General features: G+C 63.3%; 20 protein-coding genes and 2 pseudogenes. 17 read left to right on the top strand and 5 right to left on the bottom strand.

The genetic code is table 11. From position 1 onward, the window contains the following. The first annotated feature begins 277 nt into the window (after positions 1–277). The 8 genes from AC1DYD_RS31830 (at position 278) to AC1DYD_RS31865 (ending at position 9,610) form a co-directional block, all read left to right on the top strand. Positions 278–1,240, top strand: a complete 963-nt coding sequence (locus AC1DYD_RS31830; RefSeq protein ID WP_478176733.1) for a cyclase family protein — start codon at positions 278–280, stop codon at positions 1,238–1,240. A 91-nt stretch (positions 1,241–1,331) separates the two neighbouring features. Then, positions 1,332–2,453, top strand: coding sequence for a sugar ABC transporter substrate-binding protein (locus AC1DYD_RS31835; RefSeq protein WP_478176734.1), 1,122 nt, complete (start codon positions 1,332–1,334; stop codon positions 2,451–2,453). 35 nt (positions 2,454–2,488) lie between these two features. Continuing rightward, positions 2,489–4,048, top strand: a complete 1,560-nt coding sequence (locus AC1DYD_RS31840) for a sugar ABC transporter ATP-binding protein (RefSeq protein ID WP_478176735.1) — start codon at positions 2,489–2,491, stop codon at positions 4,046–4,048. Then, entirely contained in the window at positions 4,045–6,084 is a 2,040-nt protein-coding gene (locus AC1DYD_RS31845; RefSeq protein ID WP_478176736.1) for an ABC transporter permease, read from the top strand. Before AC1DYD_RS31840 ends, AC1DYD_RS31845 begins: the two co-directional genes overlap by 4 nt. 33 nt (positions 6,085–6,117) lie before the next feature. Next, positions 6,118–6,324, top strand: coding sequence for a hypothetical protein (locus AC1DYD_RS31850; protein WP_478176737.1), 207 nt, complete (start codon positions 6,118–6,120; stop codon positions 6,322–6,324). 117 nt (positions 6,325–6,441) lie between these two features. Then, on the top strand, positions 6,442–7,665 hold the full coding sequence (locus tag AC1DYD_RS31855) for an alpha/beta fold hydrolase (RefSeq protein ID WP_478176738.1): 1,224 nt from the start codon (positions 6,442–6,444) through the stop codon (positions 7,663–7,665). A 100-nt stretch (positions 7,666–7,765) separates the two neighbouring features. Further along, on the top strand, positions 7,766–8,587 hold the full coding sequence (locus tag AC1DYD_RS31860; protein WP_478176739.1) for an alpha/beta fold hydrolase: 822 nt from the start codon (positions 7,766–7,768) through the stop codon (positions 8,585–8,587). Positions 8,588–8,665: 78 nt separating this feature from the next. Continuing rightward, entirely contained in the window at positions 8,666–9,610 is a 945-nt protein-coding gene (locus AC1DYD_RS31865; RefSeq protein ID WP_478176740.1) for an alpha/beta hydrolase, read from the top strand. Between the two features lie 153 nt (positions 9,611–9,763). Here the strand turns inward: AC1DYD_RS31865 and AC1DYD_RS31870 are convergent. Then, positions 9,764–10,118 (bottom strand): annotated as a pseudogene (locus AC1DYD_RS31870) (aldehyde dehydrogenase family protein); the annotation flags it as partial. A gap of 637 nt (positions 10,119–10,755) precedes the next feature. Here AC1DYD_RS31870 and AC1DYD_RS31875 point away from each other — a divergent pair. The 6 genes from AC1DYD_RS31875 (at position 10,756) to AC1DYD_RS31900 (ending at position 16,060) form a co-directional block, all read left to right on the top strand. Then, entirely contained in the window at positions 10,756–11,643 is an 888-nt protein-coding gene (locus tag AC1DYD_RS31875) for a LysR family transcriptional regulator (RefSeq protein ID WP_478176753.1), read from the top strand. Between the two features lie 118 nt (positions 11,644–11,761). Further along, on the top strand, positions 11,762–13,726 hold the full coding sequence (locus tag AC1DYD_RS31880; protein ID WP_478176754.1) for an aconitase family protein: 1,965 nt from the start codon (positions 11,762–11,764) through the stop codon (positions 13,724–13,726). After that, on the top strand, positions 13,723–14,691 hold the full coding sequence (locus AC1DYD_RS31885; protein WP_478176741.1) for a tripartite tricarboxylate transporter substrate binding protein: 969 nt from the start codon (positions 13,723–13,725) through the stop codon (positions 14,689–14,691). The genes AC1DYD_RS31880 and AC1DYD_RS31885 overlap by 4 nt, the downstream gene beginning before the upstream one ends. A gap of 11 nt (positions 14,692–14,702) precedes the next feature. Then, positions 14,703–15,212, top strand: a complete 510-nt coding sequence (gene rraA / locus AC1DYD_RS31890; RefSeq protein WP_478176742.1) for a ribonuclease E activity regulator RraA — start codon at positions 14,703–14,705, stop codon at positions 15,210–15,212. 282 nt (positions 15,213–15,494) lie between these two features. Continuing rightward, a complete protein-coding gene (locus AC1DYD_RS31895) occupies positions 15,495–15,746 on the top strand; it encodes a type II toxin-antitoxin system ParD family antitoxin (RefSeq protein WP_478176743.1) in 252 nt (83 codons plus the stop codon). Further along, on the top strand, positions 15,743–16,060 hold the full coding sequence (locus AC1DYD_RS31900; RefSeq protein ID WP_478176744.1) for a type II toxin-antitoxin system RelE/ParE family toxin: 318 nt from the start codon (positions 15,743–15,745) through the stop codon (positions 16,058–16,060). Before AC1DYD_RS31895 ends, AC1DYD_RS31900 begins: the two co-directional genes overlap by 4 nt. A 685-nt stretch (positions 16,061–16,745) precedes the next feature. Here AC1DYD_RS31900 and AC1DYD_RS31905 read toward each other — a convergent pair. From AC1DYD_RS31905 to AC1DYD_RS31915, 3 genes are all read right to left on the bottom strand, one after another. Continuing rightward, entirely contained in the window at positions 16,746–17,618 is an 873-nt protein-coding gene (locus AC1DYD_RS31905) for an SDR family NAD(P)-dependent oxidoreductase (protein WP_478176745.1), read from the bottom strand. A gap of 201 nt (positions 17,619–17,819) precedes the next feature. Then, complete coding sequence (locus AC1DYD_RS31910) at positions 17,820–18,044, bottom strand: hypothetical protein (protein ID WP_478176746.1); 225 nt, start codon at positions 18,042–18,044, stop codon at positions 17,820–17,822. 448 nt (positions 18,045–18,492) lie between these two features. Beyond that, on the bottom strand, positions 18,493–19,077 hold the full coding sequence (locus AC1DYD_RS31915) for a TetR/AcrR family transcriptional regulator (RefSeq protein WP_478176747.1): 585 nt from the start codon (positions 19,075–19,077) through the stop codon (positions 18,493–18,495). A 171-nt stretch (positions 19,078–19,248) separates the two neighbouring features. Between AC1DYD_RS31915 and AC1DYD_RS31920 the strand changes: the two genes are divergently transcribed. The 3 genes from AC1DYD_RS31920 (at position 19,249) to AC1DYD_RS31930 (ending at position 21,298) form a co-directional block, all read left to right on the top strand. Further along, positions 19,249–20,253, top strand: a complete 1,005-nt coding sequence (locus AC1DYD_RS31920) for an NADP-dependent oxidoreductase (RefSeq protein WP_478176748.1) — start codon at positions 19,249–19,251, stop codon at positions 20,251–20,253. Positions 20,254–20,373: 120 nt separating this feature from the next. Then, positions 20,374–20,502 carry a hypothetical protein gene (locus tag AC1DYD_RS31925; protein ID WP_478176749.1) on the top strand — a complete coding sequence of 43 codons (129 nt, stop codon included), beginning with the start codon at positions 20,374–20,376 and terminating at the stop codon, positions 20,500–20,502. Continuing rightward, on the top strand, positions 20,495–21,298 hold the full coding sequence (locus AC1DYD_RS31930; RefSeq protein WP_478176750.1) for an enoyl-CoA hydratase/isomerase family protein: 804 nt from the start codon (positions 20,495–20,497) through the stop codon (positions 21,296–21,298). Before AC1DYD_RS31925 ends, AC1DYD_RS31930 begins: the two co-directional genes overlap by 8 nt. Here AC1DYD_RS31930 and AC1DYD_RS31935 read toward each other — a convergent pair. Further along, positions 21,295–21,527: pseudogene (locus tag AC1DYD_RS31935) on the bottom strand (IS630 family transposase); the annotation flags it as partial. The gene AC1DYD_RS31930 and the pseudogene AC1DYD_RS31935 overlap by 4 nt on opposite strands.

Raw genomic sequence — 21,527 nt, forward strand, 5'->3', positions numbered from 1 at the left:
CCCGTCACCTGGCGATCCCGCTGGTCGCGTATTCGGGAAAACACCATGATGCGTGTCTCGTCTTTTCCCGCAAAATGAAGCGCTTCCAATCCACTGCCGGTGCGCCTGCACCTTGTACCGAGAACAAATGCTTTCGGAAAATGAAGCGCTTCAATTGCACCTTCAAGGTGGGGGGCATCGGCACCCAGGGGCGGAGGTGACGTTCGTCCGAGCCCCCGCCGTCGGTGCCGGTGTGCGGAAGCTGCGTCCTTTAACGAGAACCTGACCAAGGAGTCATATGGAAGCGAAGAACGTGCCTCATGTGCGGGAGCTGTTGGAATCCTCTCCAAAAAACTGGGGCAAATGGGGCAAGGACGACGAAGTCGGCTCGCTCAATTACCTGACATCAGCGGAGATCCTGCGCGGCATTGCAACCGTGAAGCAGGGAAAGACTTTCACGCTGCAAGTTCGAATGGGCGACCCTGGGGGCGACCCGGTATGGCCCGGTCGGCAATCGGCCAAGCGGATGAATGTCATGGACCGAGGTCATTATCTGTGCGGCAAGGGGCCACGTTTTCCAGGGCAATACGAATATGCCGACGACGTGATGTTCATGTACCTGCAAGGCTCCACCCAGTACGACGCATTGGGGCATGTCTGGTACGACGACCAGATATGGAATGGCTACGACGCGGACACCACCATTGGCGGCTTGGCCAAGGCGAGTGTGCTGCCCATTGGTGAAAGAGGAGTCGTAGGCCGTGGCGTTCTGATCGACATGGCGCGCCACCGTGGAAAGGAAGTCCTCGGTCCCGGAGAAACCTTTTCGCATGTCGATTTGCTCGAGGCTGCGGAAAAGCAAGGGGTGGTGATCGAGAAGCGGGACATCCTGATTGTCCGCACGGGTTGGATCGGATCCTTCTACAAGCGCGAGCACGCCGAGTTCTACAAGGACTTCAAGGAACCTGGCCTTACCTACAGCCGGGAACTGGTCCAGTGGTTCCAGGATATGGAGATTCCCAACCTGGTCACCGACACGATGGCTAACGAGGTGACCGTCGATCCTGTCTCGGGCGTCGAACTCCCATTGCACAACGCGCTGATGAGAAATCTCGGCGTCGCATTGACGGAAATTGCGCAACTCGATCCTCTGGCAGAGGACTGCGCGAAAGACTGCCAGTGGACATTTCTCTACGCAGGGGCCCCATTGAAGATCGTTGGCGGCTCGGGTGCGCCCGTGAATCCGATCGTCATTAAATAGTTTTTTCCGCAGGACATCTGCCGAGTCAGGTCGGCCGATCCATTTTTTCCAACCGCCCACTGGGCATTCACTTCGACAACTGGAGACTACGATGACCAAGAGCTATACCATCGCCGCCCGTGCCGTGCTCGCATTGAGCGCCGCCATTGCTTTTTCAGGTGCGGCTGCTGCGAAGGACAAGGTCTTTCTCAGCATGAGTTACATCGGCAACGATTGGCAAGGCGAAGCGGCGTCGATGCAGCGCGCCCTGGCATCGCACCCCAGCAACAAGGACAAGATCGATTTCGAAGTCCAGGTCGCAGGGCCCAATGCGCAAAAACAGATTCAGCAGATCAATGCCATGGTGCAAGCGGGCGCCAAGGCGATCGTGATCTACCCGATTTCGCCGACCGCGCTGAACCAGGCTGTCAAGGCAGCGTGTGACAAGGGGGTGCATGTCTTCGCCTACGACGCCGAAATCACTGAACCTTGTGCTCACAACGTGCATATCGATCAGCTCCTCGCCGGCAAGGTCGCTGCCGAATGGCTGGTCAAGGCCATGGGTGGCAAGGGCAACGTGGTGTATCTCACTGGTGTTCCCGGCACCTCGACCGACACCCAGCGCACGAAGGCGTCGATGGAAGTGTTCGCCAAGTATCCGGATGTCAAGGTGGTTGCCCAGGGCGTGGGCATGTGGAGCCAGGCCGTGGCTCGCACTGAGATGACCAAGATCCTGGCTTCGCATCCCTGGGACAAAGTCGATGGCCTGCTTGTTCAGGTGGGCTGCTACACCGTTTTCTCAATGCAGGACGAGGCCGGTATTCCGGACGGCAAGAAGAAGCCGTGTGCGGGCGAGGGAGCCAATGGTCACCGCATCCAGATGTTGCCGGTGTCTGACAAGGAAGTCCAAGGTGCGAACGGGACCTATCGGCCGATGGGCGCGCCGAGCTTCTCCTATTCATCTCCGCCGGTGTCCGGTGCCTACGCGCTCAAGCAGGCGATCCAGGCCCTGGAGGGCAAGAAGTTTCCTCACGACATCATCGTGCCGCTGCCGCAGGTCACCAACGACACCGTGAAGCTCTGCAAGGAAGGGACGTGGAAGGAGATGAAGGAGGGCTGCAATGTGTTCCAGCCCTCCGTCGTCACCAATCCGGGCTGGTTTGCGGACGTCTTCAATCCGGAAACGCCAGAAGTCGCGCTCAATGYCGCGCTGACGGGCAAGACCGAGAACTGATTCGGCACCCATCGCCTGACCAGGAATTGCTCGGCATGTCCAAGTCAACTCAAGCTGTCAGCGTCGAGCAGGTACGCAAGGCCTTCGGGCCGACCGTGGCGCTCGAAAGCGTGACGTACAGCATCGCTGCCGGGAAGGTGCATGCGCTTCTGGGGGAAAACGGGGCGGGAAAGTCCACCTCCGTCAAGATCCTCAGCGGCCTGGTTCGCCCGGACAGCGGCGTGATCCGCCTGTTCGGCGAAGAGGTGCGCATGAGCAGCCCGCGCGATGCGCACAGGTTGGGCGTGCAGACAGCCTTCCAGGAACTTACCCTGATTCCGGATCTCAGCGTGGCGGAGAACCTGCTGCTGCCCTACCAGCCGACCGGCTTTGCCGGTTTGCTCAACAAGAAGGCGGCGGAGGAGCGTGTTGCAGCCAGCCTGGAGAAGATGGGCCTGCACATGATCTCGCCGCGGGCCGAGGTGCGCTCGCTGGATCTGCCGCTCCGCCAGAAGATCGAAATCGTCAAGGCGGTGCTGCGCGAGCCCAAGGTGCTGCTGCTCGACGAACCGACCTCGGCGCTGTCGGGTGAAGACATCGCGTGGCTGGGACAGATCATTGCCCAGCAAAAGGCGTGCGGCACGACGATCATCTTCATCACGCACCGCATGCCCGAGGTGCGCATGTTCTGCGACAGCCTGACCATCCTGCGCAACGGCTGCAGCGTGGACACGTTCGGCATCGACGAGATCTCGGACGAAGAGGTGATCGAGCAGATCATCGGCCGCTCGCTGGAGAAGACCTTCCCGCCCAAGCCCCCGGTGGACCGGAGCGTGGCGCCAGTGCTGACGGTGCGCGACATGTCCGCCGGGCGGCTGCGCAACGCATCCTTGTCGCTGCAGCCTGGCGAGGTGCTGGGAGTGGCCGGCCTCGCGGGGATGGGACAGCTCGAACTCTTCCTGTCGCTCTTCGGTGACATGCCGGCAAGCTCCGGCACCATCACGGTGGACGGCCGCGAGGTGAAAATCGAATCGCCGCGCGATGCCATCGACGCCAAGCTGGGCATCACGCTCGTGCCGGAAGAACGCAAGACAGAGGCACTGTTTCTGCGCCTGGACGGGCGGCAGAACACCGCGCTGCCGGTGCTCGACCGCTACACGCGCTTCGGGCTCATCGACAGTGCGGCCGAGGGCCTTGCCGTTGCCGGCGCCCTTGCCAAGGTGCAGGTTGCCGAACGCGCGTTGTATATGCCGGCCAACTCGTTCAGCGGCGGCAACCAGCAGAAGATCGTCATGGCGAAGTGGTTGCTGGCCGGCGGGAGAGTGCTGCTGCTGTTCGACCCGACGCGCGGCGTCGACGTGGGCACCAAGCACGAAATCTATCTGCTCATCAACGAGTACGTGCGGGCAGGCGGTTCAGTCATCCTGTATTCGACCGAGATCGAGGAGGTGGTGCATCTCAGCCATCGCGTCGTCGTTTTCTACGGCGGCAGCATCGTTCGTGAAATCGACGGTGCAGTCGAGGCCATTTCGGAGTCGGAAATCATGCGTGCGGCCCTGGGAAGCGCACACACACACGGGTCCGAATCGGCGACCCGGAAGGCAGTTCAATCATGAGCAATACCGCAGTCGTTTCGTACGTCCAGCCACCGGTTTCGCCGATGGCTCGGTGGGTGCCAAGCCGCGCCAAGGGGCTCTTGATCGCGATCGCGGTCCTGGCGGTGCTCTTTGCGCTGGTCAACCTTCTCTCGGCCACGCCGCTGGCGTATGCCGACCTGCTCTATCTCTCCGCCGGGGGATTGACACTGGCGGTCGCGGCGCTCGGGGCAACCATCGTCATCCTCACAGGCGGCTTCGACCTGAGTGCAGGTGCGGTCATCTCGCTGGTGAATGTGCTGGTGGCCGTCTACCTCAACGATCACCCGGCCTCGCAAGGCACCGCCGTGCTCATCGGCCTGGGCGTGGGCGCGCTGGTGGGGGCGTTCAATGGATTCTTCGTGGCTGTCCTGCGCCTGCAGTCGATCGTGGTCACGCTGTCCACGATGTTCATCCTCACCGGCATCACGCTGGTGGTGATGGACAAGCCCGGCGGCATGGTGCCCGAGTCTTTCACCCGGTTCTTCACGGGCAGTGCGATCGAAGGCGTCTTGCCCTCGCCCGTGCTGGTGCTGGGGTTCGTCGTCCTTGCGTGGCTGGCCATCAAGAAAACGCGCTTCGGCACCGCGCTCTATGCCGTCGGCAGCGATCACGAGGCGGCCACGTACTCGGGCATCAACGTCGTGATGACGAAGCTTGGCGCCTACACGCTCGCCGGCCTGGCCTATGGCGCCGCGGGCGTGCTGGTGACGGCGCAGACGGCGACCGGAGATCCGTTGGTGGGCGTGCCTCTGCTGCTGCAGACGTTCACCGCCGTGGTCCTGGGGGGCACGGTACTGGGTGGCGGTAGAGGCGGCTGCGTGGGCTCCGTCGTCGGTGCCTACAGCCTGATGCTGATCGTCAACATTCTGCTGGTGCTGAACGTGCCGGCCTACTACGGCACCATCGTGGAAGGCCTGGTCCTGATCGCGGCAGCGCTCGGCACGACCGGCGTGTCGCGCGCGGAGCTTGCGCATTGGTGGCGCCAGACCGTCAAACGGCGCCTTGCCGACTCTGCGCGCTCCAGACCCGTGGTGCGGCTGGTGGAGCCGGCGCGGCAACTGCCTGTCGGCGCGAATTGGCTCAAGACACACGGCACCGCGCTTCGCTATGTCTTGCCGGCCTACGTATGTCTGCTGCTGATCATGCTCGTCACGGTCCTGCTCGGACGTCCGATCGACATGGGTTACCTGAACACCTTGATCCTGCTGGGTTCCTTCCTGGTGGTGCTGGCCTTGGGCCAGGGCACCGTCATTCTGACCGGGGGGCTGGACCTGTCGCTGCCCTGGACCATCGGGCTTTGTGGCATCTTGCTCGGAGGGTTGGCCCGCGGCAGCAACGAAGCCGCGCTGTGGGCGGTGCCATTGGTGCTCGGAATCGGGGTCCTGATCGGCCTGGTCAATGGGCTGGCCATCGTGCTGTTCAAACTTCCGCCGATCGTGGCAACCCTGGCGATGAACGGGCTTCTGCAGGGCATCGCGCTGCTCTACAGCAACGGCACGCCCGATGGATTCGCGCCGCCCGCTCTCAAGTGGCTCATGAATGCGCGGATCGGACCGTTCACACCGGTGGTGTTTGCCGTGATCCTGTTTGCCTTTCTTGGGATCGTCCTGCTGTCGCGCACTGTGTTCGGGCGGCAGGTCTATGCAGTCGGCAACAGCCAGCGGGTGGCCCATCTTTCCGGTGTCAACGTCGGGCGCGTGACCATGAGCGTCTATGCCTTAAGTGGGCTGTGCTCGGCGCTCGTCGGGGTGATGCTCACGGGCTTCGGCGGGCAGGCCAGCCTCGGGATGGGAGACCCCTACCTGCTGCCATCGATCGCCGTGGTCGTTATAGGCGGCACTCTCATCACCGGGGGACGCGGAAAGTACGTCGGGATGATCGGCGGCGTGCTGCTGCTGACCGCCCTGCAGACGTTGCTTGCCGGCACGATGATCCCGCCCTCGATCCGTGATGTGATCTACGGTGTGGTCATCCTGTGCGCGGTGGTGATGCTGCGCGAACGGTCGTCCCACTGACCGACCGGCGCTGTTTCCATGCGGAGTCTGATCATGGAGCGAACCATCACGTTCACCCCGGCCAAGCCGATGTGGGGCAACAAGGCAGCGCAGGCGCTGGCTCATGCGCCGACGATGGCAGAGAGTGTGGCGCGCAAGTGGATATTGCGCGGCTTCGATGGCTGCGGTTTCGATGGAAACATCGGCCAGGAAGCTGCGCGTTCGCCAGCGGTCCCGCCCAACAGCAACATTTCACATTGAAGAATCAAGGCGCATCCAGGCAGCCAGCCAAGTGGTTGCCGACGATGCAGGCGCGCGGGATCTGGATCACCCGCTGCGCCACAGTCGACTGACGATCCCAATACTCGGAGACAGATCATGTTCAAGCTTTCAGACAACGGTTGGTGGGAGCGCTATATCGCGGAGCTCAACGCCGACACCCATTGGACCAAGGCCGCCAAATATTTCAGCGGGCAGATCCAGTTCAATCACGACAAGGGCCATTCGACGTTGGCCGTCGTGGCCGGCCGCGCGGTCGCGGCATTTCCCGATGGAATTCCGCTGGGTGCGGAGATCGAGGTCGGCGGGCCCGACGAGGAATGGCAACGCGTGCTCGACGGCAAGATCGATTGGTTCGAGGCGCTTTCGCCCGGTCTGGGTCGCCTTGCGCTGTCAGGCAACACGGTGGCCGCCTGGCGCTACGTCGACGTCATGGCTCGGGCGTTTGACGCGATGAAGCGAGTCGGCAAGCCCGAGTCGCTTGACGCGGCCTCGTATTCGCCAGCAGGGAAGTCGTCTGGCAAGGAGATCAACGGTCACTACGTCGTCGTCGACGGGATCCGTGTCTATTACGAAGAGGCGGGCGAAGGCAATCCGATCATCTGTTTCCATGCGGCAGCGCAGGACACCCTGATGTACCGGCATGTGCTCGAAGGCCTGTCCGACAACTATCGCGTCATCGCCGTCGATGCGCCGGGTCACTCGAAGTCGGAACTGCCGGCGGATGGCCCATTTCAAAGCCTGACGCGTCATGCTGAATTCAACGAAAAGCTGATGGACAAACTCGGGCTCGTGAAGCCCGCCATCATCGGTTGCTCCATGGGCGGAAATCTCGTGCTGGAACTGGGCGCGCGCCGACCCGATGCATACAGCGCGATCGTGTCGGCCGAGGGCGCGGACTACACACCGACGGTTTCAGAGTTCTTCCTCGACATGCTGCTAATGAACGGCACTGAGATCATCGGCGCCTGGTCTCGGTCCATGACCGGTTATCGCACGCCGCCTGACCGGGCACGCGATGTGGTGTGGCAGATCTCTCGCACCACGCCGGAAGTGATGCGCGGCGACTTGACCGGCTACGGCAATTTCGACAAGCGAGACCAGGTGGGAAAGATCAAGGCGCCCGTCCTGCTGCTGCGTGGTGACGCCGATTGGCTCGTTTATCAAAGCAAGGTTGAAGAGACCGCATCTCGCATCCCTGGCAGCGAAATCGCGGTGCTGGCGGGCACCGGGCATTACCCGATGACCGAGAACCCGCTCGAATTCTGCGAGACGGTACGGGCCTTCCTTGAGAAGGCCGGCGTGGGCAAGGCTCCGCGCTAGAGAAATCGTCGATGTGGCGCCGAACCTATTTCGGCAGGTTTGCCCTCGGCCGGGATCCCGACGAGCAAGGGCAATTGGGATTTAAAAACGGAGAGTTTCCATGGCACAAGGCACTCACAAAGAGATCAACGGCACGACTTTATGGGTCGAGGACACAGGAGAGAGCGATCTTCCCGTCGTCCTCTGCCTGCACTCCTGCTTCCTGGACGGCACCATGTTCGACGGCCTGGTCAAGGCCGCCAAAGGCAAGTTCAGGGTGATCCGTCCCGATTTCCGCGGACAAGGCAAGAGCGCGATCGAGGACGTTGACATCATCAGCATGGACCAATGCGCGGACGACATGCAGGCGCTCATCGATGCGATGGGCATCAGGTCGATCAACGTGATGGCCCAGTCGATGGGAGGGGACGTTGCATTCCGTCTGATCGCGCGACGCCAGGAGTTGTTCCGTTCGCTGGTCGTCGCCGGCTCATCGGCCTGCGGCGAACCGCCCGAACAGGGTGCTCTCTTCGCGCAGTGGGTGGTCGATGCCGGCAACCAAGGCTTCACAGGCGAGATACTGGAGATGACGATGCGGGTGATGTTCGGCGAGACCACCCGCCAGAACCCCGCCAAGAAGGAGATGGTGGCGTACTGGCGCGACCGGATCGCCGCCCTGCCGAAGTCGCTGCGTCCTGCGATGAAGGGCGTCATGCATCGCGAGAGCTCGGTCGAATTGCTGCCCTCGATAAAGATCCCGGTGCTGATCATCAACGGCGAAGAAGACATGCCCCGTCCGCCGGCGTGGTCGGACCAGATGAAGGCGGAGCTGCCCAACGCGAAGCTGATCCGATTGAAGAAGATCGGCCACAGTCCCACCTTGGAAGCCCCGGAGCTTGTGCTTCCCGAGATCGTGGGCTTCTTCTCCGATCCGAGCGTCTGAGGCTGCGCTGGCTCTGGCGCGCGAGGCCGGGGATGGAAGGGCGTCGAGCCCTGCTTTGCTACCAACTGGAGAATATCGATGCTGACAAATGAAGCGCAGGCCTTTGTGAAGCAATGGAGCGAGAGCTTGCTGGACTTGGGACCTGTCCTGACGGGCGAGAACAAGAAGGTATCTCTGGACGAGATCCGGGCGCTCTACAGCAGGATGCTGGCGCAGAACCCTGCACCGGCGGGCATCACGTTCGAGCATGTCGCCATTGGCGGGATACCGGGTCAGGTGGCGATCCCCGACGTCCTCAAGACCGATGCCATCGTTGTCTATATCCATGGGGGCGCGTACATCGTGGGCGGGCCGGACGGCTACCACGGCATCAGTGGCAATCTTGCGAAGATGTTGGGCGCCAAGGTGTTCCTGCCGGACTATCGGCTCGCGCCCGAGCACCCGTTTCCGGCTGCCATCGACGATACCCTGCGGTTCTACAAAGGCTTGCTCGATKCAGGTCACCCAGCCAGCAGGATCGTCTTTGCCGGCGAGTCTGCTGGTGGCGCAATGACCGTGACCGCGATGGTGGCTGCCCGCAACGCCGGCGTCCCACTGCCGGCTGGAGGGGTGGCCATTTCGCCTTGGGCCAACCTGGAGCACACGGGCATCTCGATGACCAATCGGGAAACGATCGACCCTTTGAACAGCAAAGCCGGTCTTGTCTTCTTGGCGAGAGTGTTCCTGCAAGGCGCTTTGCCAAATCATCCGATGGCATCGCCCGTCTTCGCCGATGTAACGGGTCTGCCGCCCATCATGGTCCAGATGGGCGAAGCAGAGCTGATGCTCACGGACGGCATGCGCCTCGCGGCGCACCTTGCCGAGAATCGTGTCAGGATGACTCTCGAAGTCTGGCCCCATATGTTTCACGCGTGGCACTTCGTTGCGACTTTGCAGCCCGAGGCACAACAGGCCATGGAGAGCGCCGCATTGTTTTTGGAACAGTGTCTGCGCAAAGCAAACCCGTCGGCTGGCTTGCGATAGGGCATTCCGGGAAACGTGCCTTCCCTGGCGGACAACCCCTTGCAAGGGCCAGGGTGTAGGTCGCAGCGATCGCGGTTCGGTGAAAGCATGGCCTGGCCATCGCGCTGAGGACAGAGCAAAAAACTGCTGTTTCTTAGTCTGTCCCGCAAGGTCTCAGCCCAGCGTGTAGGTCGTCTTCGGCACCGCGAAGAACTCCTGCGCATACCGGCCCTGCTCGCGCGGCCCGTAGCTCGAGCCCTTGCGGCCGCCGAACGGGACGTGGTGGTCCACGTCCGCCGTCCGGCAGGTTGACCATCACCCTCCCGGCCTGGCTGTGGCGCTTGAAGTGCGTCGCGTTCTTCAGCGAGGTGGTGGCGATGCCGGCCGACAGCCCGAACTCGGTGTCGTTGGCCGTGGCCGGCGCTTCCTCGTAGTGCTTGACCCGGATCACGCTCCTCACCGGCCCGAAGATCGCTTCCTTGTTGATGCGCATCGAGGCGGCCGACTCTCTGAACAGCGCCGGCGACACCTAGTAGAGGGAGTGGAAAAGACCTGGGCTGCCCAGACCAGCCATGCGACGCTCGTCGCTTATGGTCAGGAGGGGGCATCATGGAGTAGACGGTCAGGCTCGAAGCTAGAACCGGCTGGGGTGAGGTGACGACCTGCGAAATCGGTGCTCTGCGCCGCGGCCTTGGCGATCTCACCGCCGACGGCGTGGGCCTCGGCCTTGCCGAAGCCAAGGCGGTACTGGCAGAGCTACAGCAGCGCATCGTGCAGAGCCAAATCGTGAGTACGGCACCTGCGCCCGGGTCTGYCGCGACTGCCTGAAGCTGAGACGGCTACGCGATCAGCGCACCCGCACTCTACAGACGTTGTTCGGCACCGTGAAGGTCGCCGCCCCTCGCATCCGCCTGTGCGCTTGCGCCGATACGCGCGGCATGTTCGACGTGTCGTCGTCGCCGCTGTCACATGTGCTGCCAGACGGCTGCACGGGGGAAATGCGGCGGCTGCAGGCCGAGCCATGAACGGCCTTGCGCGGGAGCGCTCCCGGATGTTGGGGACGATTTCGACTGGGCCAAAGGCGATATTTGCTGGTCAAGATTCGGCGATGAACGTAGTCACTTGCAACGCTGCAACAATGTTTGCCTCACGATCAAAACTTGACCTTGGCCCGTCGCGTCGACCCCTACACCCTCCGCTTGTTCGTTTCCGCAGCAAGGGCGGGCTCGATCGTGCGCGCCGCGGAGCAGGAGCACATTGCCCCTTCGGCACTCAGTCGACGCCTCGCCGACCTCGAACACGCCTTTGGAACGCCGTTGCTCATCCGGTCCCCACGCGGCGTCGCGCTGACCGAAGCCGGCCGGATGGTGCTCATGCGAGGGGAAAAGATCGACGAGGACCTGCAAGCGCTGGTGCGCGAGGTCCAAACCGCGGGTGACGAAGTGCGCGGCACCGTGCGCCTCTACGCCAACATGTCGGCCGTGATCGGCTTCTTGCCGGAGCGCCTGCGTGCGTTCATGGCGCGCTGCCCGGGTGTCGCGGTCTCGCTGCAGGAGGACGACACCCGCGACGTGATTCGGGCTTGCCTCGACGACCTCGCCGATGTGGGTGTCGGTGTCGAAGTGCCGGTGCCGGCGGGGCTCGAAACTTGGTCCTTCGCCACCGATCCGCTGCAGGTGGTGTTGCGTGCCGACCATGCCCAGGCCAGGCGCAAGTCGATGAGTTTCGCGCAGGCGCTCGAGTATTCATTGATCGGCGTCCATCAGGGCGGCGCGCTGGACCGCTCGCTGCATGAGCGGGCCACCGCGCTGCACCGCCGCTTCGACCCGACCGTGTCGGTCAGCAGCTTCGACGCGGTCTGCCGTATGGTCGAGGCGGGGCTCGGCATCGCGGTGATCCCGCAGAGCGCAGCCGCTGCCTACGCGGGCAACCCCCGATTCGTGCGCCTGGCGCTTGATGAGCCCTGGGCGCAGCGCGAACTGCGCCTCTACGCGCTGCGCAAGTCGCCGAGGCCGCGCGCTGTCGCGGCCTTGATTGAAAGCCTTCAAGGGTAAATACCGATCTCGCATTCCGCGAGAGCCGGTCTGACGCACCAGCGCTTTCCTGCGCGCGCCGTGGTGGCGAAGATTCGGCATGCCAGCCAACCCGCCAGCCCTGCGTTTCGCGCCGACCATGCTCTTTCTGAGTTGCTCGGCCGACATCGTCACCCGCAGCCTGGGTGGCGACGCAGTGAGCCTCGACAAGGCACGGCCGCTGCGCGACGACGTGTCGACCGACGAGATCACGCCGCTGCCCATCCTCACGCACTACGACGACAAGCTCGGCCGCTACCCCTACACGGGCTTCCGGGCGGGCGACGCCACGCCCATCGGCTTCGATGCGATCCGCTCGCATGGCATCGAAGTCGTGGTGGGGGGCCGGCGCTACGGCAAGGGTTCTTCGCGTGAGCACAGTCCCGCCGCCGAGAAGATGGCTGGCGTGCGGCTGGTCATTGCCGAGAGTTTCGAGCGCATCTACCGCCAGAACGCCGACAACATCGGGCTCTTCACCTCGACCGACTTCGGCCTGGTCGAGCGCATCCAGGCCGGCGAGCCGATTCCGCTCGATGCGCTGCTGACGGGGCGCGATGCCCTGGCTGCCCGCATCCTCGCGAGCGGCGGACTGCTGCGCTTCGGCCGGCAGTCCATGCAGGACGTTCATGTCGTGTCGCAGCCCACCGACGCGCGCCCGCGCACCTTGTTCGAGAAGATCGTGGCCCGCCATGCCCTGGCGACCGCGTTGACCGGCGCGAATCCCGCGCCGGGCGAGGGTGCCTTCGTGCGCGCCGACTGGCGCTTCATCCACGAGTACTACACGGGCATGGCGGCGCATATGCTGAAGTCGGAATTCGGTCCGTCGCTGACGCTGCATGAGCCGGCCTCGATCATCGTGTTCGAGGACCATACTTCCTATGTCGAGGAAAGCCCGGCCCACGTGCGAGGCGGTCTGGTGCCGAACGTGCACCGCATGGTCGAAGCGCAGCGCGCGTTCGCCGCCGCTCACGGCCTGCGCTCGCACCGAACGCTGACCGAGACCGAGGCCGCACGCGACGACGGATCGAACGTGGCGGGCATCTCGCACGCGATGGTCGCCGAGCACTACGCGCTGCCGGGCCAGCTCGTGGTCGGCACCGATTCGCACACGCCTCACAGCGGCGCGCTGGGCTGCGTGGCCTTCGGCGTCGGCACCACCGACATGGCCAACGCCTTCGTGACCGGCGCGGTGCGGATGACTCTGCCGCAGACGCTGCGTATCGTGCTGGAAGGCCGAGTGCCCGCGGGCATCACGACCAAGGACATCGTTCTGCACCTGCTGTCGATGCCTTTCATCCGCGCGGGCGGCGGCGTTGGGAAGGTCTTCGAGTTCTGCGGCGATGCGATCGCAGCCCTGTCCACCGACGAGCGAGCCACCCTCACCAACATGACGGCCGAGCTCGGCGGCTTCACGGGCATCGTCGCACCCGATGCGGAGACGGTGCGCTTCCTGCGCGAGCGTCGCGGCATCGACGTCACGATCGAACCCTGGATGCGCAGCGACCCGGGCGCGTCGTATGCCGACACCCTGCGCGTTGATTGCGCCGCGGTGCCTCCGATGGTGGCGCGGCCCGGGGACCCCGGAAACGGCGCGGCGCTGTCGCAGGTCGACGAGCCTGTGCGCATCGACATCGCCTATGGCGGATCGTGCACCGCCGGCAAGCGCGAGGATTTCGACCACTACCACGCTGTGCTGCGCTGGGCCGCCGACCGCGGGCTGAAGGTGGCACCGGGGGTCCAACTGTTCCTTCAGTTCGGCACCACGGCCGTGCGCGACTACTGCATCGCGCAGGGCTACATGCATGCCTTCGAGAAGGTCGGCGCACGCATGCTGCAGCCGTCGTGCGGTGCCTGCGGCAACTGCGGACCCGGCGGCTCGGTGAGCGTCGGCCAGACCACGGTCAGCGCCATCAACCGCAATTTTCCGGGCCGCGGCGGCCCGGGCCAGGTCTGGCTGGCGAGTCCGCCGACCGTGGCTGCGAGCGCGATCGCCGGTGAACTTGTGTCTTTCGAAACCCTTCGGCAACAGCACGCCCGAATCCGCATATCAGGAGACAACCCATGAACCCGAATCCCTTCCGGCGCATCGCGCTGGCGGCCCTTCTTGCCCTCGGAGGCCTGGTCGCCGCCCATGCGCAGTCCGATAAGCCGCTTCGGCTGGTCGTGCCGTTGGCCGCCGGCTCGACAGTCGATGCGGTCGCGCGCGCCGTGGCACCCGGCTTCGGCAAAGCCACCGGCCACCCGATCGTCGTCGAGAACATCGTCGGTGCCGGCGGAATCCCGGGAACCAGCCAGATCGCGAAGGCGCCCAAGGACGGACTCACGCTCGGCATGATTTCGTCGAACCACGTCATCAACCCCGGCATCTACAAGTCGATTCCATACGACAGCATGAAGGACATCACGCCGATCGCGGTGCTCGCCACGGTACCGCTGGTGCTGGTCGTCAATCCGGCGCTGCCCGTCAACAGCGTCAAGGAACTGCTGGCCTATGCCAGGGCCAATCCGGGCAAGCTCAACTACGGATCGGCTGGCAACGGCAGCACTCTGCATCTTGCGGGGGAGTTGCTCGTCAGCGAGACCGGCATCGACATGAAGCATGTGCCTTACCGCGGCACCGGGGCGTTGATCACGGACGTGATCGGTGGCCAGGTGCAGCTGGGCTTCGTGTCGATCTCGCAGGTCGGTCCGCAAGTGAAGGCGGGCGCATTGCGGGCGCTGGCCGTGTCCACGCCGACACGTTCCGCGGCGCTTCCCGACCTGCCGACGCTCGCTGAGGCGGGCGTGCCGAAGTACAGCTTCGATGCCTGGATCGCGCTCGTCGGTCCTGGCGGCCTGCCGAAGGCGATCGTCGACAGCGAATATGCCGCTATCAAGTCGGCGCTCGCCTCGCCCGAGGCCCAGCGTGCGATAGCGGCACAGGGACTCACGATCCTCGACACCGGGCCCGAGTTGGCCCCGGCCTTCTTCCAGTCCGAACTCACCAAGCATCAGAAGTTGGTGAAGCAGTCGGGCGCCACGCTCGACTGAGCCGGCACGCCATGCCGTCTGAGACAACTTCCGATCTGTGCGACCGCTTCGGCGACAACGTCCAGGTGTGTCGGGCGCCCATGAACTCCTATGGCGGACGCAGCAGCGCGTCGGGTCTCATCGCATGTCTGCGTTGCTTCGAGGATGCCGCACTGCTGCGCGATCGGCTCGAACAGCCGGGCGACGCCCGCATTCTGGTGATCGACGGCGGTGCATCGCGGCGCGTGGCGATTTTCGGCGACAACATGGCGCGACTGGCGATCGAAAACGGCTGGGCCGGCGTCGTCATCAACGGCATGGTGCGCGACGTCAACACACTCCAATCCATGGACATTGCGGTGCTGGCCGTCGGCCATGTGCCCATGCGCGGCGGCAGATCCGGACTGGGCGAGGAAGACATCGAGCTGGCCTTCGGGGACGCGGTGTTCGCTCCGGGGCAATTCATCTGCATCGATCGCGATGGTCTGGTCATCTCGCCGATGGCACCTCCGCATGGCGTTGACCAGCAGTCGAAAGCATAGATTGCCGGCTCGGCTCGGCTCGGTTCAAGGTCGAACGGCTCGCCTTTAAGAGGCGATTGCATTCTGCACCGTCAAAGCAGAGGTTTGTGCAGCGCTCAGGGAGCCTGACGTGGCCGATGGGGCTCCCTTGCGGCCGTCGCTTCCCCAACGGGCCAAGTTCTCGATGCTGCCCGTCTCGACTCGATGGGCCTCCGTGGAGGTGCAGAAGCCTGCTTTGCGCGCCTACCATCGCAGGGATCTGGCCGTCTTGACAACTATTGATAGTCACGCGATCATGGGCACATGAGCACGAATACAATGAGTTTTGCCCTCCCCGAAGCCCTTCGGAGCTACGTCGACCAGCGCGTGCGCTCGGGTCAGTATGGCAACACCAGCGAATATCTTCGTGAACTGATTCGGCGGGACCAGGAAGATCAGGCAAAGAAACGTCTGCGTGAGTTGATCGAGGAAGGGCTGAGTTCTGGTACCGGTCGCACGCTCACGCGCAAGGTCGTGGCTGAGTTGAAGGAGCGTGCTCTGGGCGCTGCGCGTTGAAGCCGGCCAAGCTGCGACCGCTGGCCGAGGAAGATCTCGTCGACGCCGTGGCCTACTATGTGCAGAAGGGCGGGCGGGCGTTGGGCGAGCGGATGTTCGACGCAGCGCTTGCGGCGCTGAAACCGATTCAGCGCATGCCCGCGATGGGCTCGCCGCGACTGGGGCAGTTGTGCGAGATCCCCGGATTGCGATCGTGGCGCGTCGAGGGATTTCCCATGCAGTGGCTTTACTTCGAAACCGAAGACCATCTGGATGTGATTCGCTTGCTTGGCGACCGGCAAGACATTGCAGTCATTCTGACTTCCGGCGATTGAATGACTGAGCTCTCGACGATCAGAGTTGTGACTGGCGGCGTGCGCAGAGGTGAGATACAACGTATCTCAAGGATCTGACCAGGTAGCGAGCCAGTTGACAGAACCCTTGCGCCGGCCCAGGCGTAATCAGCTGGAAAACCCTGCGAATCTCGAAACGAGCGAAGAACAACTACTACACGCATTCCGGCTGCCGGAAAGTGAGGCGACCATCCGCGCTTTCGCTCGGTGCTCGACTTAGGATCGTTGATCAACTCGACACCTTTCCCATGGCAACACTTCCGATACGACAGCGCACCTTCGTGGACTTCGGCAGCGGGTCGCCCGCGGCGACGGCATCCGGGCAGCAGCTGCTTGCTCGGGCGCACCGCTTCACCGTCGAGTGGCTCACGTTCGACGGAGTCGGGGAGCCCTGCACCTTCGCCTCCGATGAAGAGATCCTGGTCATGGTGTCGGACGGCTTGGTGCGAGTGCCGAGACCGAGAGCCACAGTGACGTAGTCAGAGGGCTGGCACGTTGAGGGCGTCTTGCTCATACCGAGGGGCGAGCCGCTCCAAATGCGTCCATGCACCCTTCGACCCTCGAGAGCCGCCCCACGGCAAAGCCGCGCACGGAAACGACGTTGGGCTAGGAGCGGTGGCCCCTCCGCTTGCCGCCGGTGACGGGCGCGAGGCGCCCCGTGCGAAGATCAGCGTGGACTATGCTGCTTGATGAGCTTCCCGAATCGCCGCAGACCAATCGCGTCGGCAATGGACGGCGACACGGCGTTCGCAAGCGTGAGCATCTTGAGTAGACCTCCGCCCATCACATGGGAGCGACGTCGCTGGCGGATGGTGGCGAGGATCTCGCGCGCGACCACTTCGGGCTCGCAGAGGGCAACGCCCATCTTGCGCCACATGTCGAAATACGGAGACTCTGACTCGGTGTTGGAGGGTACCGGCCCGAAGAACGAAAGCACCACGTCGGTCCCGGCCAGCTCGCGGTTGGCGCCTTGAACGTAGCTTGCCAGCGCACCGCGGGTGGCCGCATAGGCGCTCATGAACGGCAGCGCTACGCGGCCGTCCATGGCGCCACCGAGGTGGACGACCACCCCACCGCCGGTTTGCTTTAGCAACCTCGGCAGGAATGCCTGAGTCACGAAGATCGGCCCCTTCACGTTGACCGCCATCAGCGCGTCGACGTCGGCCGTCGTGTAGTCCTCAAGGGGCTTGCGCGGCGAGATGCCCGCGAGGTTCACCACCGCGTCGATCCGGCCGAGGTGATCGAAAGCCGCAGCCGCGAGCTTCTCAAGGCTCGCCGGATCGGTGACATCCGCGCGCAGGTAAATCGCCGAACCGTCGCTTCGGCCGGTCAGCACCGCGGCGTCTTGCTCGCGCCGCGCCGCGAGCACGATCCGGAAGCCCTCGGCCGCGAGGAGTCTGGCAAGGGCGTGGCCAAGTCCTCCGGTCGCCCCGATAAGAACGGCGGTGGGCGCATTGATGCCCTGACTTGCCTTGGCCCGTTCGTTTCCGGTAGCGTCACCGGTAATCACCGAGGTCCGTTCCGTGATCTGCTTACTCATTCGATTCGCTTTCCGTTGTAGGTCTTGGGGGGTCGCTGCAGCCCTATGGCAGGTCGAATTGTTCTGTCGATTCAATGAGGCCATTGTTCCAACGACGCTGTCCGCGCGCACTCGCCAATGGCGCCAGATTGGCAGCGAAACGCGCCAACAGCGTCTATCTTGCTTGGCGCGATTCGCTGATGTGTTGGCGCGATGCGCGAACTAGACTTGACGCATGTCATCCGAGCGGACCGACGACCTGATTGCCTGCAACGACCGCCTCAGCCACGCCCGCAGCCTCTGGGTCCGTCCCGGTGGCGCGTGCTGATGCAAGACGCCGTGGTGGACCGCGCCAACGTGCTGCGCCGTGCCCACATCAACGGCGACGAAGACCTTGTCGATCTTCACACCCTCCTTGACCACCGTGATCTCGATCACCTGGGCCAATGGCACGCCGCGGCAGAGGTGAAAAGCCACCCCCGCGGCCGCGGCCGGTGGCCAATGGTTGGCCCCAGTCCGAAAGGGACGCCACCGCCGTCAACACCTCACGCGACGGCTCGTGTGTGAGGAGCGCGAGCCGCATGTTCAACGGGTCATCGCCGGCTTGCGCGGCCTGCACCACATAGTCCGACTCCAGACGCAACGACAACCCGGCTGCAGCTCCCGCGCTGCTACCCCATGGTCCAGTGCTTAGGGTCAGCCATGGACGGACAACCTAGCGGTACGGAAGGTCGCTTTTCGCAAAGCTTGCCGACATGCCGGAGCCGCAGACACCAAGATGTGGGAGAGCCGGGGTTTGCGCCGGCGGGCGGGAGGCTTCGACAAAATCCGGCCACGGTTTGCCACCCAGCGCGCCACTGTGCTTCGCTCTTGCCAACGCTCATGGCGAGGCGCGTCAAACCGCAGGGTCCAATGCACTCAAGGAAAACTGCGCGAGTGCCTGAAGCTTCTCTTTGCTTGGCCGAGTCTTCTCCATGACCCGAGCCCCTTCGACCGCGTTGACGAGATAAGCCGCTAGCAGGTCTGCGGAGACACGAGTCGTCACCTCGCCCGACTTCTGTCCTGCCACCAACGACTTTTCGAACAAGCTGCCGATCTCGCGGAGCATGGTACTCACGTGCGCAGCAACTTCTGGGTCTTGATCGGCCAGCTCCAGCGCGGCATTGGTCACCATGCAACCCTCCTGCACGCCTGGCTCGTACAGCGAAGTCATCATGAAACGGACCACACGGTCGATGCCTGCACGCGGGTTGGCAGCGGAGTCGAGGAATTCCGCAACCTGCCTGACCATGCTGGTTCGGTAGTGGAGCAATGCCTCCAGGTAAAGGCTTCGCTTGTTGCCGAATGTCGCGTAGATGCTGGGCTTTTCGACACCAAGCTCCTTCGTCAACATCTCCATCGACGTGCCGTTGTAGCCGTTACGCCAGAAAAGGCGCAAGGCCTGTTCCAGCGCTTTCTCTCGAATCAGTTTCCTTGCCATTTGCGCATTGTACCGTTTGGTATATGATGCGCTTGTACCGACCGGTACACAGCAATCGACTGAAACCGACGCAAGTCCTGACACCCTCAACCCGGAGAAGATGATGACTGAAGGAAAGAAGAAGCTGCTTGTTGACAAGTTGGTGAATGGCTACCACACAGGAGATCTGAAATGCGCGCAAGTTATCTGACCGCCTATGGCGGCAACGAGGTGGTGTCATCTGGCGAACTGCCAGAGCCAGTCCTTTCCGAGGGCACGTCGCTGATCGAAATCAAGGCTGCGGGCGTCAACCCCGTGGAGCCGGCCATGCGTGCCGGCGGCTTTCAACGCGTGCTGCCCTATTCCTTCCCTCAGGTGCCGGGCTTCGACATATCCGGTGTGGTGCGCGAGGTCAGCGGTCCCTCTCAGTTCAAGGTGGGTGACGAGGTCTACGCGCGCATGGCCAACCGCGCGCCTGGCGCGTACGCAGAGCGTGCGGTAGTCGCCAATGACTTGCTCGCCAGGAAGCCCACGAAGATTTCCCACATCGAAGCGGCCAGCCTGCCAACTGTGGCCCTGACCACCTGGCAAGCGTTTTTCGAGCGCGCCAACCTGAAAAATGGCGACCGCGTCCTGATCCAGGCCGGCGCCGGCGGCGTCGGTACATTCGCCATCCAGCTGGCAAAACACTTCGGTGCGCATGTGACAGCAACTGCCGGTACCGCCAACCAAGCCTTCCTGAAGGAACTGGGCGTTGACGTTGCTGTGGACTACACCAAGCAGCGCTTCGAAGACTTCGGCCCGTTCGACGTGGTCTATGACGGTGTGTGCGGCGAACTGGTCGAGCGTTCCATCAACACGTTGGCACCCGGCGGGCGCTACGTGGGCTTGGTCATGGTGGCGGACGCGCGCGCGTTCATGTCGCTGGGCCTCCCAGAGGCGATGGCCAAGGGCGCAGCCGCAGGAATCGCCCAGTACGAAGAGCTTGCGGCCTCGCGTGGCGCGGAGTTTCATGGACCACTGACCCGCCCGGACGCCGATCAGTTGGCCGAGATCGCGAAGTTGGTGGACGCCGGCATCATCAAGCCGCACGTCAGTCGGGTCTTTGCGCTAGACCAACTGAAGCAGGCCTACGAAGCCGTAGGCACGGGTCACACCCGCGGCAAGTTGGTGCTCGACACCTCCAAGCTGATCTGAACTCCAAGTAGCTTGAGGAGCTGACATGGCCGATAGCCAATTCCGCATCGAAGCGTCCTCCGGCTAGCGGTAGCGCCCCCCGTTCGAAGACCCGCCATCCAACATCGTCAACCTGAGACCGTGCTGGAGTTTCAGGCGCTGGTGGGCAAGATCGAGGCCAGTTATGTCGCGCAGGAGTTCATGCAACGGCTGGCGGCGCTGGTACCCAGACAAGCCCTCACAACTCCACGCGGAGAAGATGATGACTGACAGAAAGAAGAAGCTGCTTGTCGACAAAGCGGCGCAAGGTCACTGGAGAGTGATCTTGGACAACCCGCCGATCAACCTAATCGACGACAGTATGTACGACGAGCTCTACGACCTCGTTACCGAGATCGAGGCAGACAAGGCGCTGAAGATAGTCACTTTTGAGAGTGCAAACCCCGACTTCTTTGTCGCACACTACAGCACGGCGGAGCCGCGCAGTCGCTTCGGCATTCCTCCGTGGATCGAGACAGCGCAGCGCCTTGCCGCCAGCAGCGTACTCAGCATCGCGGTCATCAGGGGGCGCGTGCGTGGTGGCGGCAGCGAGTTCGCGATGGGGTGCGACATCCGCTTCGCGAGCCGAGAGAAGGCCATCTTCGGCCAGCCGGAAGTCGGCACCGGGCTGATTCCGGGGGGAGGTGCCTTAGAACGCCTGCCGCTGCTCGTCGGCCGCGCGCGCGCTCTGGAGATCGTGCTCGGCGCAGACGACTTCGATGCGGACACTGCGGAACGTTACGGCTGGATCAATCGCGCCATTCCGGAAGACGAGCTGGACGGGCATGTCGCCGGGTTCGTGGCACGGGTGCTGTCGTTCGACAAAAGCGTGCTGGCGATATCTAAGGCGACCATCAATAAAACCGGGTTGCCGAGCGGTGCGGATCTTCAGGAAACGCAAGACACCTTCTTCAAGACGTTCGCCTGGCAGGGATTCCAGCAACGCATTCCGAAACTGATGAAGAGCGGCATCGGGAAGCCGGGCGAGTTCGAGTTGAACCTCGGAAAGAACCTCGCGGATATCTAGTGTCGTGAGTTAGAAGTTCGCAAACAAAATCTCTCGACGCTCGCAAGGATGTCATCGGCAGTCTTTGACCAGACGAACGGCTTGGGGGCGCTGTTGTTGATCTTGATGTAGTGCCTGATGGCCTGTTCGAGCTGGCGCGTGGAGCGATGCGTGCCGCGGCGGATGTACTTCTGCGTCAGGGTGGCGAACCAGCGTTCGACCTGGTTCAGCCAGGACGCAGAGGTCGGCG

This window comes from Variovorax sp. P4_B11 (assembly GCF_056402355.1).